At 70.9% G+C, this 15721-nt stretch carries 14 protein-coding genes, 1 tRNA gene and 3 pseudogenes; 9 read left to right on the forward strand and 9 right to left on the reverse strand.

Annotation, left to right across the window (positions count from 1 at the left end; genetic code table 11):
- The 3 genes and pseudogenes from DLJ59_RS09910 to DLJ59_RS09920 all read left to right on the forward strand — a co-directional run.
- Positions 1-325: pseudogene (locus DLJ59_RS09910) on the forward strand (LLM class flavin-dependent oxidoreductase); the annotation flags it as partial.
- Positions 322-885, forward strand: a complete 564-nt coding sequence (locus DLJ59_RS09915; RefSeq protein WP_124772207.1) for a flavin reductase family protein — start codon at positions 322-324, stop codon at positions 883-885. The pseudogene DLJ59_RS09910 and the gene DLJ59_RS09915, both read left to right, overlap by 4 nt.
- Positions 882-1493, forward strand: coding sequence for a malonic semialdehyde reductase (locus DLJ59_RS09920; RefSeq protein WP_124772208.1), 612 nt, complete (start codon positions 882-884; stop codon positions 1491-1493). Before DLJ59_RS09915 ends, DLJ59_RS09920 begins: the two co-directional genes overlap by 4 nt.
- Before the next feature lie 12 nt (positions 1494-1505).
- Here the strand turns inward: DLJ59_RS09920 and DLJ59_RS09925 are convergent, their stop codons facing one another.
- Together DLJ59_RS09925 and DLJ59_RS09930 are read right to left on the reverse strand one after the other, a co-directional pair.
- Entirely contained in the window at positions 1506-1961 is a 456-nt protein-coding gene (locus DLJ59_RS09925) for an RrF2 family transcriptional regulator (RefSeq protein ID WP_030333674.1), read from the reverse strand.
- Between the two features lie 7 nt (positions 1962-1968).
- Positions 1969-2961, reverse strand: coding sequence for a helix-turn-helix transcriptional regulator (locus tag DLJ59_RS09930; protein ID WP_124772209.1), 993 nt, complete (start codon positions 2959-2961; stop codon positions 1969-1971).
- A 204-nt stretch (positions 2962-3165) separates the two neighbouring features.
- Between DLJ59_RS09930 and DLJ59_RS09935 the strand changes: the two genes are divergently transcribed.
- Positions 3166-3942: a glucose 1-dehydrogenase gene (locus DLJ59_RS09935; RefSeq protein ID WP_124772210.1), complete on the forward strand. Its 777-nt coding sequence runs from the start codon at positions 3166-3168 to the stop codon at positions 3940-3942.
- 114 nt (positions 3943-4056) lie between these two features.
- Here the strand turns inward: DLJ59_RS09935 and DLJ59_RS09940 are convergent, their stop codons facing one another.
- The gene (locus DLJ59_RS09940; RefSeq protein WP_007457244.1) at positions 4057-4488 is read right to left on the reverse strand and encodes an SsgA family sporulation/cell division regulator; all 432 of its coding nucleotides are present in this window, start codon (positions 4486-4488) and stop codon (positions 4057-4059) included.
- Between the two features lie 294 nt (positions 4489-4782).
- Here DLJ59_RS09940 and DLJ59_RS09945 point away from each other — a divergent pair, with 294 nt between their 5' ends.
- Together DLJ59_RS09945 and DLJ59_RS09950 are read left to right on the forward strand one after the other, a co-directional pair.
- The gene (locus DLJ59_RS09945) at positions 4783-5415 is read left to right on the forward strand and encodes a PGPGW domain-containing protein (RefSeq protein WP_425271406.1); all 633 of its coding nucleotides are present in this window, start codon (positions 4783-4785) and stop codon (positions 5413-5415) included.
- A gap of 50 nt (positions 5416-5465) precedes the next feature.
- Positions 5466-5537 (forward strand) — tRNA-Val (locus DLJ59_RS09950).
- Positions 5538-5596: 59 nt separating this feature from the next.
- Here DLJ59_RS09950 and DLJ59_RS38060 read toward each other — a convergent pair.
- Both DLJ59_RS38060 and DLJ59_RS09960 read right to left on the reverse strand, forming a co-directional pair.
- Positions 5597-6048 (reverse strand): annotated as a pseudogene (locus DLJ59_RS38060) (replication initiator); the annotation flags it as partial.
- Between the two features lie 188 nt (positions 6049-6236).
- Complete coding sequence (locus tag DLJ59_RS09960) at positions 6237-6656, reverse strand: hypothetical protein (RefSeq protein WP_124772212.1); 420 nt, start codon at positions 6654-6656, stop codon at positions 6237-6239.
- Positions 6657-7032: 376 nt separating this feature from the next.
- On the opposite strand from DLJ59_RS09960, the gene bla reads away from it, so the two are divergent.
- Both bla and DLJ59_RS09970 read left to right on the forward strand, forming a co-directional pair.
- Complete coding sequence (gene bla / locus DLJ59_RS09965; protein WP_124772213.1) at positions 7033-7938, forward strand: class A beta-lactamase; 906 nt, start codon at positions 7033-7035, stop codon at positions 7936-7938.
- 149 nt (positions 7939-8087) lie between these two features.
- Positions 8088-10235, forward strand: a pseudogene (locus DLJ59_RS09970) (transglycosylase domain-containing protein); the annotation flags it as partial.
- Between the two features lie 150 nt (positions 10236-10385).
- Here DLJ59_RS09970 and DLJ59_RS09975 read toward each other — a convergent pair.
- The 4 genes from DLJ59_RS09975 to DLJ59_RS09995 form a co-directional block, all read right to left on the reverse strand.
- Positions 10386-11306 carry a serine hydrolase gene (locus DLJ59_RS09975; protein ID WP_124772214.1) on the reverse strand — a complete coding sequence of 307 codons (921 nt, stop codon included), beginning with the start codon at positions 11304-11306 and terminating at the stop codon, positions 10386-10388.
- Positions 11303-12235 carry a LysR family transcriptional regulator gene (locus DLJ59_RS09980; RefSeq protein ID WP_124772215.1) on the reverse strand — a complete coding sequence of 311 codons (933 nt, stop codon included), beginning with the start codon at positions 12233-12235 and terminating at the stop codon, positions 11303-11305. The genes DLJ59_RS09975 and DLJ59_RS09980 overlap by 4 nt, the downstream gene beginning before the upstream one ends.
- 295 nt (positions 12236-12530) lie before the next feature.
- The gene (locus DLJ59_RS09990; RefSeq protein ID WP_208648616.1) at positions 12531-13631 is read right to left on the reverse strand and encodes a hypothetical protein; all 1101 of its coding nucleotides are present in this window, start codon (positions 13629-13631) and stop codon (positions 12531-12533) included.
- 197 nt (positions 13632-13828) lie between these two features.
- The gene (locus DLJ59_RS09995; protein ID WP_124772217.1) at positions 13829-14629 is read right to left on the reverse strand and encodes a helix-turn-helix transcriptional regulator; all 801 of its coding nucleotides are present in this window, start codon (positions 14627-14629) and stop codon (positions 13829-13831) included.
- A gap of 79 nt (positions 14630-14708) precedes the next feature.
- Between DLJ59_RS09995 and DLJ59_RS10000 the strand changes: the two genes are divergently transcribed.
- Positions 14709-15422 carry an SDR family oxidoreductase gene (locus tag DLJ59_RS10000; RefSeq protein WP_124772218.1) on the forward strand — a complete coding sequence of 238 codons (714 nt, stop codon included), beginning with the start codon at positions 14709-14711 and terminating at the stop codon, positions 15420-15422.
- Positions 15423-15721: the final 299 nt, after the last annotated feature.

Consider the following 15721-nt stretch of genomic DNA (forward strand, 5'->3'; position numbering starts at 1 on the left):
CGAGGGGCCCCGCCGGGAACAGCTCACCGTCCGGCAGCTGATCGGCCGGCTCGGCGGCGGCCGGGGTCACCGGGTCGTCGCCGGTACGCCGGAGCAGGTCGCCGACCAGATCGAGCTGTGGTTCACCCAGGGCGCCGCCGACGGGTTCAACATCATGCCGCCGTACCTGCCCGGCGGGCTCGCCGACTTCGTCGACCACGTGGTGCCGGTGCTGCGTTCCCGTGGGCTGTTCCGCACCGAGTACACCGGTCGGACGCTGCGCGAGCACTACGGGCTGCCCCGACCGGCCAGCGCGTACGCCGCGTCGGCCCTGGTGCCGGCATGACCACCGTGGAACGGCCCTCGGCGGACATCGTCGAGCTGCGACCGGTGAACGCTGACCTGTTCCGCGCTCTGCTGCGCCGGCAGGCCAGCAGCGTCACAGTGGTCACCGCTGTCGCCCGTGCCACCGAACCGGCCTGCCTGGGCGGGGTCGGCGCGCCCAGCCGGGCGGGGTTCACCGCCACCTCGTTCACGTCGGTGTCGCTGGACCCGCCGCTCGTCTCCTTCTGCCTGGGGACGGCGTCGTCGAGTTGGCCGGTGCTGGCCCGCGCCGAGCACGTCGCCGTGCACCTGCTGGGCGCCGGGCAGCGGGAGGCCGCCACGGTCTTCGCCACCAGCGGCATCGACCGGTTCGCCGCGTACCCGGACTGGACGTCCGGACCGTTCGGCGTTCCGCTGCTCGGCGGTGTGCTGGCCCGGCTGCTCTGCCGGGTGGTGCACCGGGTTCCGGCCGGGGACCACACGCTGGTGATCGCCGAGCCGCTGGCGCTCGGCGACGGCGGCGACGGCGCACCGCTGGTGCACCACCGGGGTCGCTACACCACCGCCGGCTCGCCGAGGTGACGGCACCGACCGCGCCGGACCTGCTCGCGTTGGACCGGGCCGCCCAGGACCTGCTGTTCCGGGCGGCCCGCACGGCGAACACGTTCACCGACGAGCCGGTCACCGACGCCCAGGTCGCGGCGATCCACGACCTGATCCGGTACGGGCCGACCGCGTACAACGGTCAGCCGCTGCGGGTGCTGCTGCTGCGCTCGCCGGAGTCCCGGGCCCGGCTGCTGCCGTACGTCTCGTCGAGCAACCGGGCGAAGACGGCCAGCGCTCCGCTGACCGCGATCCTCGCGGCCGACGTGGACTTCCACGAACGGCTACCCGAGCTGTACCCACACCGGCCGCAGGCCCGGCACTGGCTGGCGGACCGTGCGGCGCGCGCCGAGCAGGCCCGGTTCAGCGCCACCCTTCAGATCGGTTACCTGCTGGTGGGCGTACGCGCCGCCGGCCTGGCGGCCGGCCCGATGGCCGGGTTCGAGGCGGCCGGGGTGACCCGCGAGTTCTTCCCCGACGGCCGGCACGAGGCGCTGCTGCTGCTCAACCTGGGCCACCCCGGCCCGGGCGCCTGGGCGGAGCGGCTGCCCCGGCTCGGCACCGGGGAGGTGGTGCGGACGCTGTGAGCGGGCGCAAGGTCAGCGCGGCTCCCACGCGTCGGGCAGCGCGGTGAGCTTGCGGACGTGCGCGGGCAGTCGACCGCTGACGATCTCGGCGAGGCTCACCTCGTCGACGACCCGCCGCACGGCGGCGCGGACGGCCACCCACAGGCCGGGCAGGTTTTCCGCCGAGCCTTCGTACCGGGTCTCCTCGGGGCGCAGCCCGCGTACCCCGGCCAGTGGGCCTTCCACGGCGCGCAGCACCGCGCCGACGGTCACCTCGCGGGGCGGGCGCGCGAGGGTGTAGCCGCCCTCGGCGCCGCGCTGGGCGCGGACGATGCCGGCCCGGCGCAGATCCGCCAGGACCGCCTCCAGGAACTTGCGGGGCATGTCCTGCTCCGCGGCGATGGCCTGGGTGGACAGCAGCGAGGGGTACGCGGTGGCGAGGCTCAACGCCGCCCGTACCGCGTAGTCGCCGCGCGCGGAGATCTGCACCCTGCCATCATGCCCGCCCGGTGACCCCGGGCCCTGCGGCGGGCGGCCCCGGTCTCGTGGCGTGCCCGCCGTTGGCGGATTCACCGGGGGTGCCGGGGCGGAACCGGCCGCCGTTGGCACCGGTCGGCTCGGCCGGCGGTCGAGGTCGGACGACCCGGCCGACCGCCGGTTGGTCCCGTGCGGCCCGGAACGCGCCGGGGCTGACCCCGACCTCGCGGGTGAAGAAGCGGCCGAAGTTCGTGGGTTCGGAGAAGCCGAGCCGCCGCCCGATCTCGGCGATCGGCTGATCCGTCGTGGCGAGTAACCGGCCGGCCTGCAACGCGACCCGCTCGTCGATGACCTGCTTGGCGCTGCGACCGGTGACGGCGAGGCAGGCCCGGGTCAGGGTCCGCACCGAGCAGCCGAGCTCGACAGCGTAGTCCTCCACCCGCCGGGTGTACGGATACCCGTGCTCCACCTCGCGGCGGAACCGGTGGAACGTCTCGTCCTCGGGCCGGGACGGCGACCGGTCGGCGTGGGCCAGGGCCAGTCGCAGCAGCAGCACGGCCAGTTGATGCCGGAGCAGCACGCGAGTGGTGGGACCGTCGGGGTGCCGCCGACAGTCCACCGCCAGTTGGCTGACCTCGCTGATCACCGCGTCCTCGTCCTCACCGGCCAACTGCCGCCAGGTCGCGGCCGTGGTCAGGTCGACGTCGAAGCCGCGCAGCGCCTCGGGATCCCAGGCGACCACTGTGGCGTCGAACTGGGGGCCGGCGCAGCGCAACACCTGGCCGGGGCGGACCCGCAGCAGCGTGCCGGGCCGGCAGGGCAGCAGGTGAAAGTCGAGTTCCGCGTCGCCGTGCCCACGCGTGGTGAGAATCAGCAGTTCCCGCTCGACGATCACCGGCCGACGCCAGCCCGGATCACCGGCAAGATCGGCCAGCGCGAACGTGGCTATCTCGTCGGCTACGGGAGACGCCGTTCCGATCGATGGCGCGGGGGAGGGATCGGTGGAGACCATCGCCTGCGACGGTAGCCCGAACCGCAGGTCACCGCATCCCGATCGACGTTCGAGCCGAAATCCGCGGTGCGCCCCGGGCTTGTCCCGGTCCTGGCGGCCAGGCTACGTTACCCGGCGGTAGCGCCTTCCGGTCCGCGGCCCACCCGGCATCCGCCGCACACCCCGACCGGCCGGCGGCCCCCGCCGACTCGCGATGGGATGGGCATGACGCAGCTGTTCTCGGTCGAAGGTAAGACGGTCCTGGTCACCGGCGGGTCGCGGGGGATCGGGCTGATGATCGCCCAGGGTTTCGTCCGGGCCGGCGCACACGTGATCATCTCGTCGCGCAAGGCGGACGTCTGCGCGGCGGTCGCCACCACCCTCTCCGCCGAGGGGCGCTGCGAGGCCATCCCCGCCGACCTCAGCGACGACGCGGGCGCCGAGACGCTGGCCGCGACCGTGCGCGAGCGTTTCGGTCGCCTCGACGTGCTGGTCAACAACGCCGGCGCGACCTGGGGCGCACCGCTGGAGGACTACCCCGAGGCCGCGTTCGACAAGCTCTGGGCGGTCAACGTCAAGGCCGTCTTCCGGCTCACCACCGCGCTGCTGCCGGCGCTGCGCGCCGCCGCCAGCGCCGACGACCCGGCCCGCGTGATCAACATCGGGTCGATCGACGGCATCCGGGTGCCGTTCATGGAGGTGTACGCGTACTCGGCCACCAAGGCCGCCGTGCACATGCTCACCCGCAGCCTCGCCCACCAACTCGCCGGTGAGCAGATCACCGTCAACGCGATCGCCCCCGGCCCGTTCGAGAGCAAGATGATGGCGTTCGCGCTCGACGACCCGGCGAGCCGGGCCGCCATCGAGCAACAGGTGCCGCTGGGCCGCATCGGGCGCCCCGAGGACATGGCCGGCACGGCCATCTACCTTTCGTCGCGCGCCGGCGCGTACCTCACCGGAGCGGTCATTCCCGTCGACGGCGGCATCACCACGCACGGCTGAACACCGGCCGACCCGAGGGGCGCTGTCCGCGTACCCCCCGGGTGTGTGCCGGGGCCGCGCGGACTCGGCAGATCCGCGCGGCGCCGGTGTGGCCGGTGTTGCCCGTTCGGGCGGTCAGCGACCGGCAAGCAGCCGGTTCACCGCCGTGTCGACGTCCAGGTGCTCGGCCTCGCGGCCGCGCGGGACGACGACGTAGGTCCGTCGAAGGAAACGCACCAGGACGCTGCGCGGCACCTCGAAGAGGGCGTTGCCGTCCGGTGACGAGAGGGCCAGCGCGACGAAATCGCCGCGCGGTGTGGCCCAGGGCCAGACCCGCACATCCCCGATGCCGGCCGGCTCGTCCAGGCCGGTGACCAGTAGTTCGCGAGCGAACGACCAACTCACCGCCTCGCCCCCGGCCGACTCGGCATGGAACAGGACATGGACCGCATACGGGTCAGCAGGGTCGTAACGCAGACTGGCACGCACCGGCAAGGCGGTGGCGTCAGGTGCGACGAGCCTTAGCGACGTCTCGACCTCTACGGTCGTCGGTCGGATGACACTCATGGACGTTCTCCCCCCGGCACCGCTGCGGAACGCGCGTGTCCCGCTTTTCCCATACTCAGGTGCTACTCCTGGCTACGCTCCGCCATACGCTGACTTCACCCAGTGGTGGGAAGGGGGACGGAAAGGCCGCGTGAATGTGAGCATTCATGTAGGATTTCCGGTTCTGCCCAGTGCGTGATCCCGCCCGGTATCGGGTGGCTCAGTCGTCGACTTACTCCGGTAACGTCCAGTCGGCCGTTGCAGTGACGGGCCCGAGCGACACTGGGGGGTGAAATGGTGACGAAGCAATCCTCAGTGGATGCGTCGGCGGCACCCGGCCCGCCGAAAGTCGCGGTCCGAGCAGCCGAAAAGCGGGGGTACGGAGTGCCGAAGGAGCAGCCCGAACGGGCCGGTCGGCCGGCGTCCGACGCCGGTCGTTCCGGTGGTGATGGCACCGGTCGCGGTGGCGTCAGCGGTGCCGGTCGCGGTGGCGGCACCGAAGCTGGTCGCGACGCCGGTGCCGGAATCGCCGTGCAGGACCCACCGCGCCGCCCCCGCTGGCGCGAGCGGATCTCACTGACCCTCGACCTCATCCGCGCCAACCCCACCGGCCGGATCGCACTCAAGATCTTCATCGCGATCGCCGGGGCGCTGGTGGTGACCATCGGCATCGCCCTCATCCCGCTCCCCGGGCCGGGCTGGCTGCTGGTGATCGCCGGCCTGGGCATCTGGGCCGTCGAATACCACTGGGCGCGCAGGCTGCTCGGCTTCACCCGCCGCCACGTCCACGGCTGGACGCGTTGGGTGACGAGACAATCGCTGCTGGTGCGAATCGTGCTCGGCTCCGTCGGCCTGGTCTTCGTGGCCACGGTGGTCTGGCTGTCCCTCAAGTACAGCCTCGGCATCGACGTGGTCGCCGAGGCGATGCAGTACCTCGCGACGCACTGACCCCGGATTTCCGGTCCGGTTCCACGATCGGGTAGAGTCAGTGGCGCTGAGGGCGATTAGCTCAGTGGGAGAGCGCTTCGTTCACACCGAAGAGGTCGCTGGTTCGATACCAGCATCGCCCACGCAGGTCAAAGGCCACTTCCCAGTATTGGGAGGTGGCCTTTCTGCTGTCGTACAGCAGCTAAGTGCAGCAACGGTAGGCGAGCGAGCGATGACTGGCGATGATAAATCCGCCTCTGCTGTTACTTTGCCAGCCGTGAATGATCAGCTGACGTCGATCGACCGGATTATCGACGTGACCGGATGGCGCCAGGAGCCCGAGGATCGTGTCGGCTGGGAGCAGGTGGAAGCCGAGCTCGGCGTCGCGCTGCCGTCGGACTTCAAGGAACTGTGCCGCCCGTTCGTGCCGGGGGCGTTTTACGCCCAGACCTTCTACGGCCGACCGACGATCACGCGCAGCGCTGCCAGCTGCGGCAGTGTGGCGGGCGACGTGCCGGTGGACTGCGCCGAAGGACGGGGCGGTGAAGGTGGCGAAGACGACCGGGTGCCGGCCCACCGAGGCGGGGACACCCTTGCCGCCGGTCAGGCCGCAGCGCACGACCTGGTAGGCGTCGCCCCGGTAGACCTGCCGCAGCTGGGGTGTGCGGACGATTGTCCAAGGCCAACGACGCGGACGGACCCCGCCGGACGAAGCGCCCAGATCTTGTGCGCGAGAACGTCGCGGCTCGAATTCGGCTGGCTCAAGGTGGCGGCCAGTGGCGCGAGCAGGGGGCGACGCGGCCAGCCAGGCGCAAGATGAGACCGGCAAGCTGCCAGCGTGTCTAGTCGACGAGCCAGCCGAGCAGCGTCTTGACCGGTGGAGTCAACGAGGAGGCGGCAACGAGGGCCGTGAGAATCGTGCTGAGGATCAGGCTTCGCCGGTGCACGGAGGTCCGCATCGTGGCCGTCAGGAGCCGGGGGACGGCGACGAGCGTTGCCGCTGCAGCGATGTACGGCGCTACGCCGATCACGACGATCATCGCTAGCGCCGTGGGCGCCCAGAGGCCCGGCCAGAGATTGGCGTTACCGGTGTGCTCGTCGCCCTGATGAGGCAGGTAGAGGTACCCGGAGAAGGATGCGGCCCGACCGATGGCGACGCCGATGGCGCCGATGTAGACGGCGGCCAGGACGAATTGCGTACGCGCCAAGGCCCGGCCGGAAGAACCTGGTGCAGGGGGCGGTTCTACGTCGGCGGTCGTCATGGCGCGAATGCTAGTTCCGATCAGCCGGGCCGGTGAGCCTGACGGCCTCTGCCAGTGCTGAGCAGCCAAACGAGCAGCCAAACCGGCGACCGACAGCGGACGAGCGCGGACGCGGACACCACGTCGCACAGAAGGACCAAACAGCTGACCAGCGCCGACCAAAGAGAGCCCGAGATGACGACCCCTTAGCTCCATGAAAGCGCGGGTGGCTCACCACCTGACCTGAACCGGGACCTCACCGCAGAACGCTGGCGATGCCAGATCGGCATGAACCCCGCCAGTTCCGTCTTCGACCGCATGCTGGATCCCTGTCAGGGTCGAGTCCTGTCCGATCGGCGCTGTCCGGCGCCGGTCCACGTATCAACAGGGAGCGATCATGGTTTTTGCGGCACACCGCCTGGTGGCCACGGCGGCAGTGGTGTCCCTGGCCGCCTGCAGTCCCGCCGATGCCGCCGAACAGCCGGCGCGGGACAGCACACCGACGGCGACCGCACCCGCCGCCGCCGACCGGGACCACGAGTTCCGGCAGTTGGAGGAAAGGTTCGACGCGCGGCTGGGGGTCTACGCGATCGACACCGGCACCGGCCGGACCGTGCAGTACCGGGCCGACGAACGGTTCGCGTACACCTCGACGATCAAGGCGTTGGCCGCCGCCGAGATCCTCGACGAGACCACCGACGCCGAGCTGGACCGGGTGGTGCGGTACTCGGCGGACGACCTGGTGACCTACTCGCCGATCACGGAGCAGCACGTTGGCGACGGCATGACGCTGCGCGAGATCGCGGACGCCGCCGTGCGGTACAGCGACAACACCGCCGGCAACCTGATGGTGCGCCAGCTCGGAGGACCGCAGAAGTTCGAGAAGGAACTGCGCGAGGTCGGGGACAAGGTCACCGATCCGGCGCGCTACGAGACCGCGCTCAACGAGGCGAAGCCAGGTGACCGGCGGGACACCAGCACCCCGCGGGCCCTGGCCCAGGACCTGCGGGCGTACGCCGTCGGCGACGCCCTCGAACCCGCGGACCGCGACATCCTCAACGAGTGGCTGCAGGGCAACACCACCGGCGGTGAGCTGATCCGCGCCGGTGTCCCGGACGGCTGGGTCGTCGGGGACAAGACCGGCGCCGGCGGGTACGGCACCCGCAACGACATCGCGGTGATCTGTCCCCCGGACCGGGCGCCGATCGTCCTCGCCGTCCTGTCCAGCCGTGACCAGAAGGACGCCAGCTACGACAACGCCCTCATCGCCGAGGCGACCAAGGTGGTGATGGCCGGCTGGTGATCGGTCGACCGGCGCCCTACTCCTCGCCGAGCGCCCGCCCGGACGAGTCGGACACCGTGGGGTGGCAGCGATGGAGGATCCGGCCGGGCCTGGAACGGCGACCGGCGGGCCGCTGCCGCCCCGCACCCCTATGGATCGAGGTGACCTGGATGCGGAAACGTGACCACAATGTGCTGACCAACGCCGCATCGCTACTCGTGTGTGGCCTGCTGGCCGGCGTGGTGGTCGCCGCGGCGGCCTTCCCCGCGGTGGCGATGTCCGGCCTGGCCGCGAAAGCCGGCGCCGAGACATTCGGTGCCCTGCCCACGGAGCTGGCGGTGGCCCGCGCGCCGCAGATCAGCTACCTGCTGGCCTCGGACGGCAAGACCCCGCTCGCGACGATGTATGACGAGAACCGACGCGACGTGAGGCTCGCCGACATCTCCCCGTACATGCGGAAGGCCATCATCGCGGCCGAGGACCATGACTTCTACAAGCACAACGGCGTCGACATCAACGGTGTCGCCCGCGCGTTCGTCAACAACCAGAGCGAGGGCTCCGGTCGGCAGGGCGCCTCGACGCTGACCATGCAGTACGTCCGGCTGGCCATCGCCTACTCGGCCACCCACCCGGCCGACGTCGTCGCGGCGACCGAGGACACCAGCGCCCGCAAACTGCGCGAGATGCGGTTGGCCCTCCAGGTCGACAAGGAATTCTCCAAGGACGAGATCCTCACCCGCTACCTCAACCTCGCCTCGTTCGGCAACGGCGCGTACGGCATCTACGCCGCCAGCCAGGTCTACTTCGGTAAGCCGCCGAGCAAGCTGAAGATCGAGGAAGCGGCGTTGCTGGCCGGCATGGTCAAGGCGCCGACCACGAACGACCCGACCACCGAACTCGGCTACCCGCTCGCGCTGGATCGGCGCAACTACGTCATCCAGAACATGGTCGACATCAAGGCCATCACCCAGCAGGAGGCCGACGCCGCCAAGGCGACCAAGCTGGTGGTGAAGGACAAGCGCACCCCGAACGGCTGCGTCGCCGCGAACGTCAACGAGTGGGGCTTCTTCTGCGACTACTTCTACCGCTGGTGGATGGATCAGGAGACGTTCGGCTCGACCAGGTACGACCGTGAGCGCCGGCTGAAGAGCGGCGGCTACACCATCGTCACCTCGCTCGACGTGCAGGTGCAGCGCGGCGCCGACACGGCGGTCCGCAAGGCCAAGAGCGTGAACAGCAAGGAAGCCGCAATGGTCGCGGTGGTCGAGCCGGGCACCGGCCGCGTCCGTGCCCTCGCCGTCAACCGCACCTTCCGGCCCGACAACCCGAGGAACCCGACCAACGGGCCGCACAGCAACCCGAAGCAGCGGGCGAAGGGCGTCTCGGGCAGCTATCCCAACACGATGAACCCATTGCTCACCGGCGGCGACGGCATCACCGGCTACCAGGCCGGATCGACCTTCAAGATCTTCACCGTCGTCGCCGCCTTGGAGAAGGCCATCCCGCTCAGCTACACCATCGACGCGCCGCAGCGGTTCCGCTCGGAGTACGTCATCGATCGTGCGAGCCCCACCGCGTGTCCAGGAACCGATCTCTACTGCCCCACGAACTCCGACAAGAAGGCCGGCGGCGTGCTGACCATGTGGAGCGCGTTCGCCCGGTCGACCAACACCTACTTCGTCCCGCTCCAGCAGCAGATCGGCGCGGAGAACGTGGTCGACGTGGCCAAGCGGCTCGGCATCCGGTTCCGGGTCGACCGGGAGGACCGGTGGGCCGCCGACCGGGAGGCCGCCCACGACTGGGGCGCGTTCACCCTGGGCGTCTCCGACACGACCCCATTGGAACTCGCCAACGCGTACGCGACGCTGGCCGTGGACGGCACCTACTGTGAGCCGATTCCCGTGCAGGCGATTCGCGGTCCGGACGGCGGGACCGTGGACGTCGCCGGCCCGCGCTGCGAGAAGCGGGTGAGCACCGGAGTGGCTCGCGCCGCCGTCGACGCCGCCCGCTGCCCCGTCGGGGACGACTCCGCCACCAGCCGGTGCGGCGGCAGCCGTACGGCGGCGCAGGTGAAGGCTGCCGTGGACGCTCCGGTCGCCGGCAAGACCGGCACCACCGACGCGGAGAACTACGCCTCCATGGTCGCCATGACCAAGCAGTACGCCGTGGCCGGCATCCTGACCGACCCGGACTGGCCACAGACCACCGTCAAGATGGGGCACCAGCAGCGGGACGGCATCAACCCTCCGGTGTACGAGAGCTTGGCGGCGGCGATGCAGGGCAAGCCACGCATCGATTTCGCACCGGCGCCGACGGACCTGACCAGCTGAGCCCCGCGCGACGCGTACGTCGAGACGTCGCAGTGCGGTAGTCAACGGGGCGGCACTGCCCGTCGGGGGCGATGAGCGGTGCAAGGAATGCCCGGGAGTGCGGACATCGAAGCGGCGGGCCCGGGCCACGAACGCCGGTTAACCCCACCAGGGCAGGGTGCCCGTGCGCAGGTGGTCGTGCAGCGACCGGGCGACCTGCGCCATCGTCGCCTCGCTGCCAGGCTGGGCGGCGGCGGGCACCCGGGAGGCGGTCAGCGCGGCGACCGCGTACGACTGCCCGTCGGCGTGCTCCACCACCCCCACCTCGTGGCGCAGGTGCAGCAGGGTGCCGGTCTTCGACGACCAGCGGGAGGCATCGGAGGTGAAGTCCGGGGCGAGCCGCTGCCGGTGCAGGTTGTCACCCAGCAGGGCGCGTACCCGCCTGGCGGTGGCCTCCTGGATCGTCGAGGGCCGCCAGAGGGCGTGCAGCAGGTCGACGAAGGCGTGGGCCGACCCGGTGTTGGCGCGGCTGACGTCGAGCTGGGCGACGGGGTGGCCCTGCCCGGGGGTCACCGCGCCGATGGCGAGGGAGTGGGCCAGGTGCACCTCGTCGGGGCCGAGACGTTCCGCCGGCGTGTCGGCGAGGTCGCTCGCCCGGTGTCGCACGGCGATGCCGTCGACGCGCAGTCGCTGCAGCTCGGCGGCGACCGCCGCCGGCGGTACGAGGTCGAACAGGGCGTCGGCCGCGACATTGTCGCTGATAGAGGTGCTCAGGTAGAGCAGGTCGTCCACGGCGATCCGCGCCGGGTGGCGGAAGCGGCTCAGCCCGGTCGGACCCGGTGTGGTGACCCTGCCGGGCGGGACGTCGACAGGTGTCGCCGGGTCCAGTTCCCCGCGCGCGATCCGTTCCAGCACGGCGACCGCCAGCGGGATCTTCACCAGCGACGCCGCCGGGTACGGGGTCTCCGTGTCGAAGCCGATCTCCGCGCCGGTGTCGAGGTCGCGGACCAGGAAGGCACCGTGCAGCCCCGCCTCGTCGAGCAGGTCCTGGGCGTTGCGGACGACCGCGGTGGCGCTCACGTCGGCTCTCCGGTCGACGGGCCGCCGGGTGGCGACCCCTCGGTCCGACTCTCGTGGCCGTCGGAGGCGCCCAGGCAGCGTGCGATGTCCGCGTACAGGACCGTGCTGAGCTGATCGAGGTCCTCGCGTACGCCGGCCGCGACGTCATAGCCTCGCAGGAGCCGCGGGCCGGCGAGCGGGCACCAGTGCAGCGCGAAGTCCTCGGCCTGCTCACGGGAGCAGAGCAGCAAGTCGGGGGAGCCGAGGGCTACCGCCGCGGCGTCGACCAGCGAAAGCGCGACCGTCACCTGGGCCGGTGCCAGGCCAACCGCCTGGCCGACGCGGGTCAGCGGGTCACGGAGGTGCGCGACGTCGTCCTCGGGTTGGATCAGGATGCGCCGGCGTGCCTGCGTGCGGGCCCGGCCGCTGCGCAGCGTCTCCAGGAACACCGTCGGCGCCGGAAAGGGGGTACGGGCGGCCAGCCCCAGCGGGACGCGCCAGGCAGCCGTCGCCTCCGGAACCGCCACGATGGCAGCGCCGACCTCCGGGGTCCGGCAGAGCTCTTCGCGCTGCTGCGGGCCGGCCGGCCGTACCTCCAGGTGGATCCGCTGCCGCCGCGCCGCGACCACCAGATCGGCGAGGCGGCGCGGGGGGCAGATCTCGGGTACGGCGACCCGCAGCGGGCGCAGCCGGGCCCGCTCGGCGTCGTCGGCCATCGCGTCGGCGAGGTCGACCAGGCGCCGGGCCGACGGCAGCATGTCCTGCCCGAACGGCGTCAGCCGCACCGCCCGGGACGACCTGTCGAACAGCCGCCCCCCGAAGTGCTCCTCCAACGCGGCGATGCGGCGGCTGGCGACCGACTGGGGGATGCCCGCGGCGGCGGCGCCGGACGTGAAGCTGCCGTGGCCGCTGACGGCGACGAAGGCCCGGCAGGCGGCGACCACATCCACCCCTCGAACCTATACCCGGAACGCATGGACGAACCGGCAAGGCACCTGCCCAGCATCGGGCCGGAGCCGGCGTTTCATGCGGCCGGCCGGCGGCCGGTGGATGACCTCTTCGGCGTGAAGGAACTACCAGCCGCCGACGAGCTGCAGAAGCAGCATGTCAAGTTGATCGAACGGCCCGCCCGAGTCCTTGGCCGTCCATCAACAGCAAACGCAGATCCAACGACAGCTCCCTGAGTCATGGTGGACTGCACCATGATCAAGTGGCCCGTCTGGTGCAGTTAACTCAGTGGGGAGGTCATTGTGGGCTCCACAGGAGAAGCTGGAAGGAATCCTCGCCGCAGGTGAGCCAGGTGCTGTCGCCGAGCGCGATCGGGTCTCCCGACACCGGTTTCGGATACTCCACCTGGCCGAGGATGTTCCCCCGTGCCGTGTCGATCAGCCAGTGCCGTGGCTGCTCGTTCCTGTCGCTGGTGCTCGCGATGACTGTGTGCTCGTTGACGAAGCCGCACCGGTAGCCCCAGGAGAGCTCTTCCTCCGCGTCTGGCGGCGTTTGAGGCCGGGGGTCGGTGGTGATCTCGTGCGTCACCGCGCCGTCGGGAAGGCGATGGATCGCAGGCTCCAATCCCCAGTGAGAGATCGTGAGGAGCCGCGTCCCGCAGGGGCTGACGTCGACGAGGCAACGGTCGTCATCCCCGATGCGGGTGACGGTGAGTCGAGCACCGTCCCACCGACCCCACAGCAGCGGGACGCCGTCCTGACCCTCGCCGACGCTGAGGCCCATCTGCCCAGGGGCGGGGTGGGGGATGTGGTGGGAGCCGGCGGCTGCGGTGTCGGTCGAGGCCCGTCCCAGGACGCGGCCGTCGGCGGCGTCGAGCACGAGCCACTCCTCGTCGAGTTCCGACTCGGCGTCATCTGGCAGCGGTGTGCGTACGTGAGCCCAGACCGTCGAGCCGTCCGCGCTGATCCAGCAGGAGCCCGAATCGGGGTTGCGGTGTTCCTTGTCGTCCGCGTACTCCTGGTAGGAGTTGTGGTGCGACAAGCAGGACGGGGCCCAGCATGCGTGGCACACCCTCCAGCGCAGCGCGCCGGCGGCGTCGACCGCGTGTAGTGCGTGCTCGCCGCTGAAGACCGCCAGGTCGATGGTGGGGCTGACCGCATCGATGCCGCCGGCTCGGCGGGGCCAGGGTGCCGGGAACCGGGCTGCGGGAGCGTGGTCGCCGGCGATGAGCCGTCCGAGGTCGTATGCCAACAGTTCGTCATCGCGCCGGATCACGACGAGCCGGCGGCGCGGCCACCGCTGGACGGCGGGCGTGTCGGCGGTGTGATCGGAACCGGGTACGCGAGCAGCGTTCGCCGGGACCCGGAAGGACGCCATAAGGCGGGGGGTGACGGGCACCCGTGCATCCTGCCAAGCCCGCTCACGGCGGGCGCGGTCGGTGACAGCGCCCTGCTGTCACTGGCCCTTGGCAGAAAGTCCGCTTGCCTAGCAAACGACACCATCCGCGTCCGTCGCCCAGTCATCGCGGTTGTTGTGGCTGGCGCGACCCTGGCAATGGGGGAGCAGATTGGGTGCAGGTTGGCGAAGTGGTTGCGTCAGACTTTGGCGGTCAGGTGGCGTAGGGCGCGGGCGGTGGGGCTGCCGGGGTCTGCGGTGATGAAGACGACCTGCTGGTCGTCGTCGGGGATGGCCAGCACGTCACAGTTGAGGCGCAGCGGGCCGAGCTGTGGATGGGTGATGGTCTTGGTCCGATGGCCAGGGGCGCGTACCGGGTTGGTGTTCCAGATCTCGGTGAACTCGGTGCTGCTAGCGCGCAACTCCGCCAGGAGGCGGGCGATGGGCTCGTCGCGGGGGTAGCGGTCGGCGGCGGCGCGTAGCCGCGCCACCGCGATGTGACCGAACTCCTCGGCGCTGGAGCTTTCGTAGCCGTTGAGGCCCAGGAACCGTCGGCGGGCCAGGTTGGGCTCCTGCCTGAGGTCACCCAGCAGGGCGTCGGCGAGCGGGTTGAAGTCGATCACGTCGTAGCTGGCGTCGGTGACGACGGCCGCCGCTTCGGGGATGCGGCGCAGCAGGTTGACCACGTACGGGCGGACCTGGCGTACCGGGCCGGCAGGCGGTGTCGGGCTCGCCTCGGCCAGCCGGAACAGGTGGGTCCGCTCGGCCGGCGACAGCCGCAGCGCCTCCGTGAGGGCCTCCAGAATCCGTGGCGACGGGTGGGGGCCTCGGGCCTGTTCGAGGCGGGTGTAGTAATCGACGGACATGTGTGCCAGCCGGGCCACCTCCTCACGGCGCAGGCCGGGGGTACGGCGGCGCGGGCCGGCGGGCAGGCCGACGTCGGCAGGGCCCATTTCGTCCCGCCGCTCGCGCAGGAACCGAGCCAGCTCCTGTCTGGCCATCGCACCTCCTCCACTGCCAGGTACCGGTTGTCCCTGGATGCGCCGGTTTGCCGACGGCATCGTCGACATCATGAACCCCATGAACGATTCCACAGCACTGGTCACCGGTGCCAACAAGGGCATCGGTAAGGAGATCGCGCGGCAGCTCGCGGCCGCCGGGCTCACCGTCTACGTCGGCTCCCGAGATCCGCTACGGGGACAGCAGGCCGTCGACGAGATCGGCGGCGACGCCCGACTACTGATCCTCGACGTCACCAACGCCCAGAGCATCGCCGAAGCCGCCCGTCAGGTCGAAAACCTGGACGTCCTGGTCAACAACGCCGGCATCTCAATCGATTTGAACCCGGCCACCGAGACCGACGTCGACGCCTTCCGCCGTACTTATGAAACCAATGTGTTCGGGGTCGTCGCGGCCACCAACGTGTTCCTGTCCGCGTTGCGTCGCTCCGCCCGGCCCCGGATCGTGAACATCTCCAGTGGCACCGGATCACTGGGCTGGAGCACCGGCCCGCAGCCGCAGTTCCCCGCGACGGGCTCACTCGCCGCATACCGGTCGTCCAAGACCGCACTGAACGCGCTGACGGTCTTCTACGCCCAGGCGCTCGCCGCCGACGGCTTCAAGGTGAACGCCCTCGCGCCCGGGCTGCGCAAGACCGATCTCAACGTGACCGCCGCCGCCAGCGGCGGAGACCCGGCCGAAGCCGCGGCCGGCGCGGTCCGACTGGCATTGCTACCCGACGACGGCCCCACGGGTGAATTCCTCTCCTGGGACGGGACGCCCGTGCCCTGGTGAACCGCCATCCACCGGAGGGCGCCCGACCGCAGCGGTCACGACAACCGAGTTGACCGCTGCGGCCGCCTGGCTCATCGGGACGCGCGCTATTGCCGCTGACAAGGCGCGGCGATCGTGGGCGTGCTCCCCGGTCGACCGATGCGGCTGCGGGAGCCACCGCTGGTGCCAACCAAGGCAGTGGGCTGGCAGCTCACGATCGGTCGGCGGCCCGGTGTGAGCCCGGTTGGGGGGGAGCAGGTTGGGAGCAGCGGGGTGCCTCAGCACCTGCATGGGGACTCTGGGATGGACGTCGAGGTCGG

It is taken from the genome of Micromonospora inaquosa (assembly GCF_003857055.1).
GTDB lineage: Bacteria > Actinomycetota > Actinomycetes > Mycobacteriales > Micromonosporaceae > Micromonospora > Micromonospora inaquosa.

Coding starts and splice junctions, on each gene's coding strand:
- DLJ59_RS09915 (WP_124772207.1), top strand. CDS start 322: ATGACCACCGTGGAACGGCCCTCGGCGGACATCGTCGAGCTGCGACCG.
- DLJ59_RS09930 (WP_124772209.1), bottom strand. CDS start 2,961: ATGGTCTCCACCGATCCCTCCCCCGCGCCATCGATCGGAACGGCGTCT.
- DLJ59_RS09935 (WP_124772210.1), top strand. CDS start 3,166: ATGACGCAGCTGTTCTCGGTCGAAGGTAAGACGGTCCTGGTCACCGGC.
- DLJ59_RS09940 (WP_007457244.1), bottom strand. CDS start 4,488: ATGAGTGTCATCCGACCGACGACCGTAGAGGTCGAGACGTCGCTAAGG.
- DLJ59_RS09960 (WP_124772212.1), bottom strand. CDS start 6,656: ATGACGACCGCCGACGTAGAACCGCCCCCTGCACCAGGTTCTTCCGGC.
- bla (WP_124772213.1), top strand. CDS start 7,033: ATGGTTTTTGCGGCACACCGCCTGGTGGCCACGGCGGCAGTGGTGTCC.
- DLJ59_RS09995 (WP_124772217.1), bottom strand. CDS start 14,629: ATGGCCAGACAGGAGCTGGCTCGGTTCCTGCGCGAGCGGCGGGACGAA.
- DLJ59_RS10000 (WP_124772218.1), top strand. CDS start 14,709: ATGAACGATTCCACAGCACTGGTCACCGGTGCCAACAAGGGCATCGGT.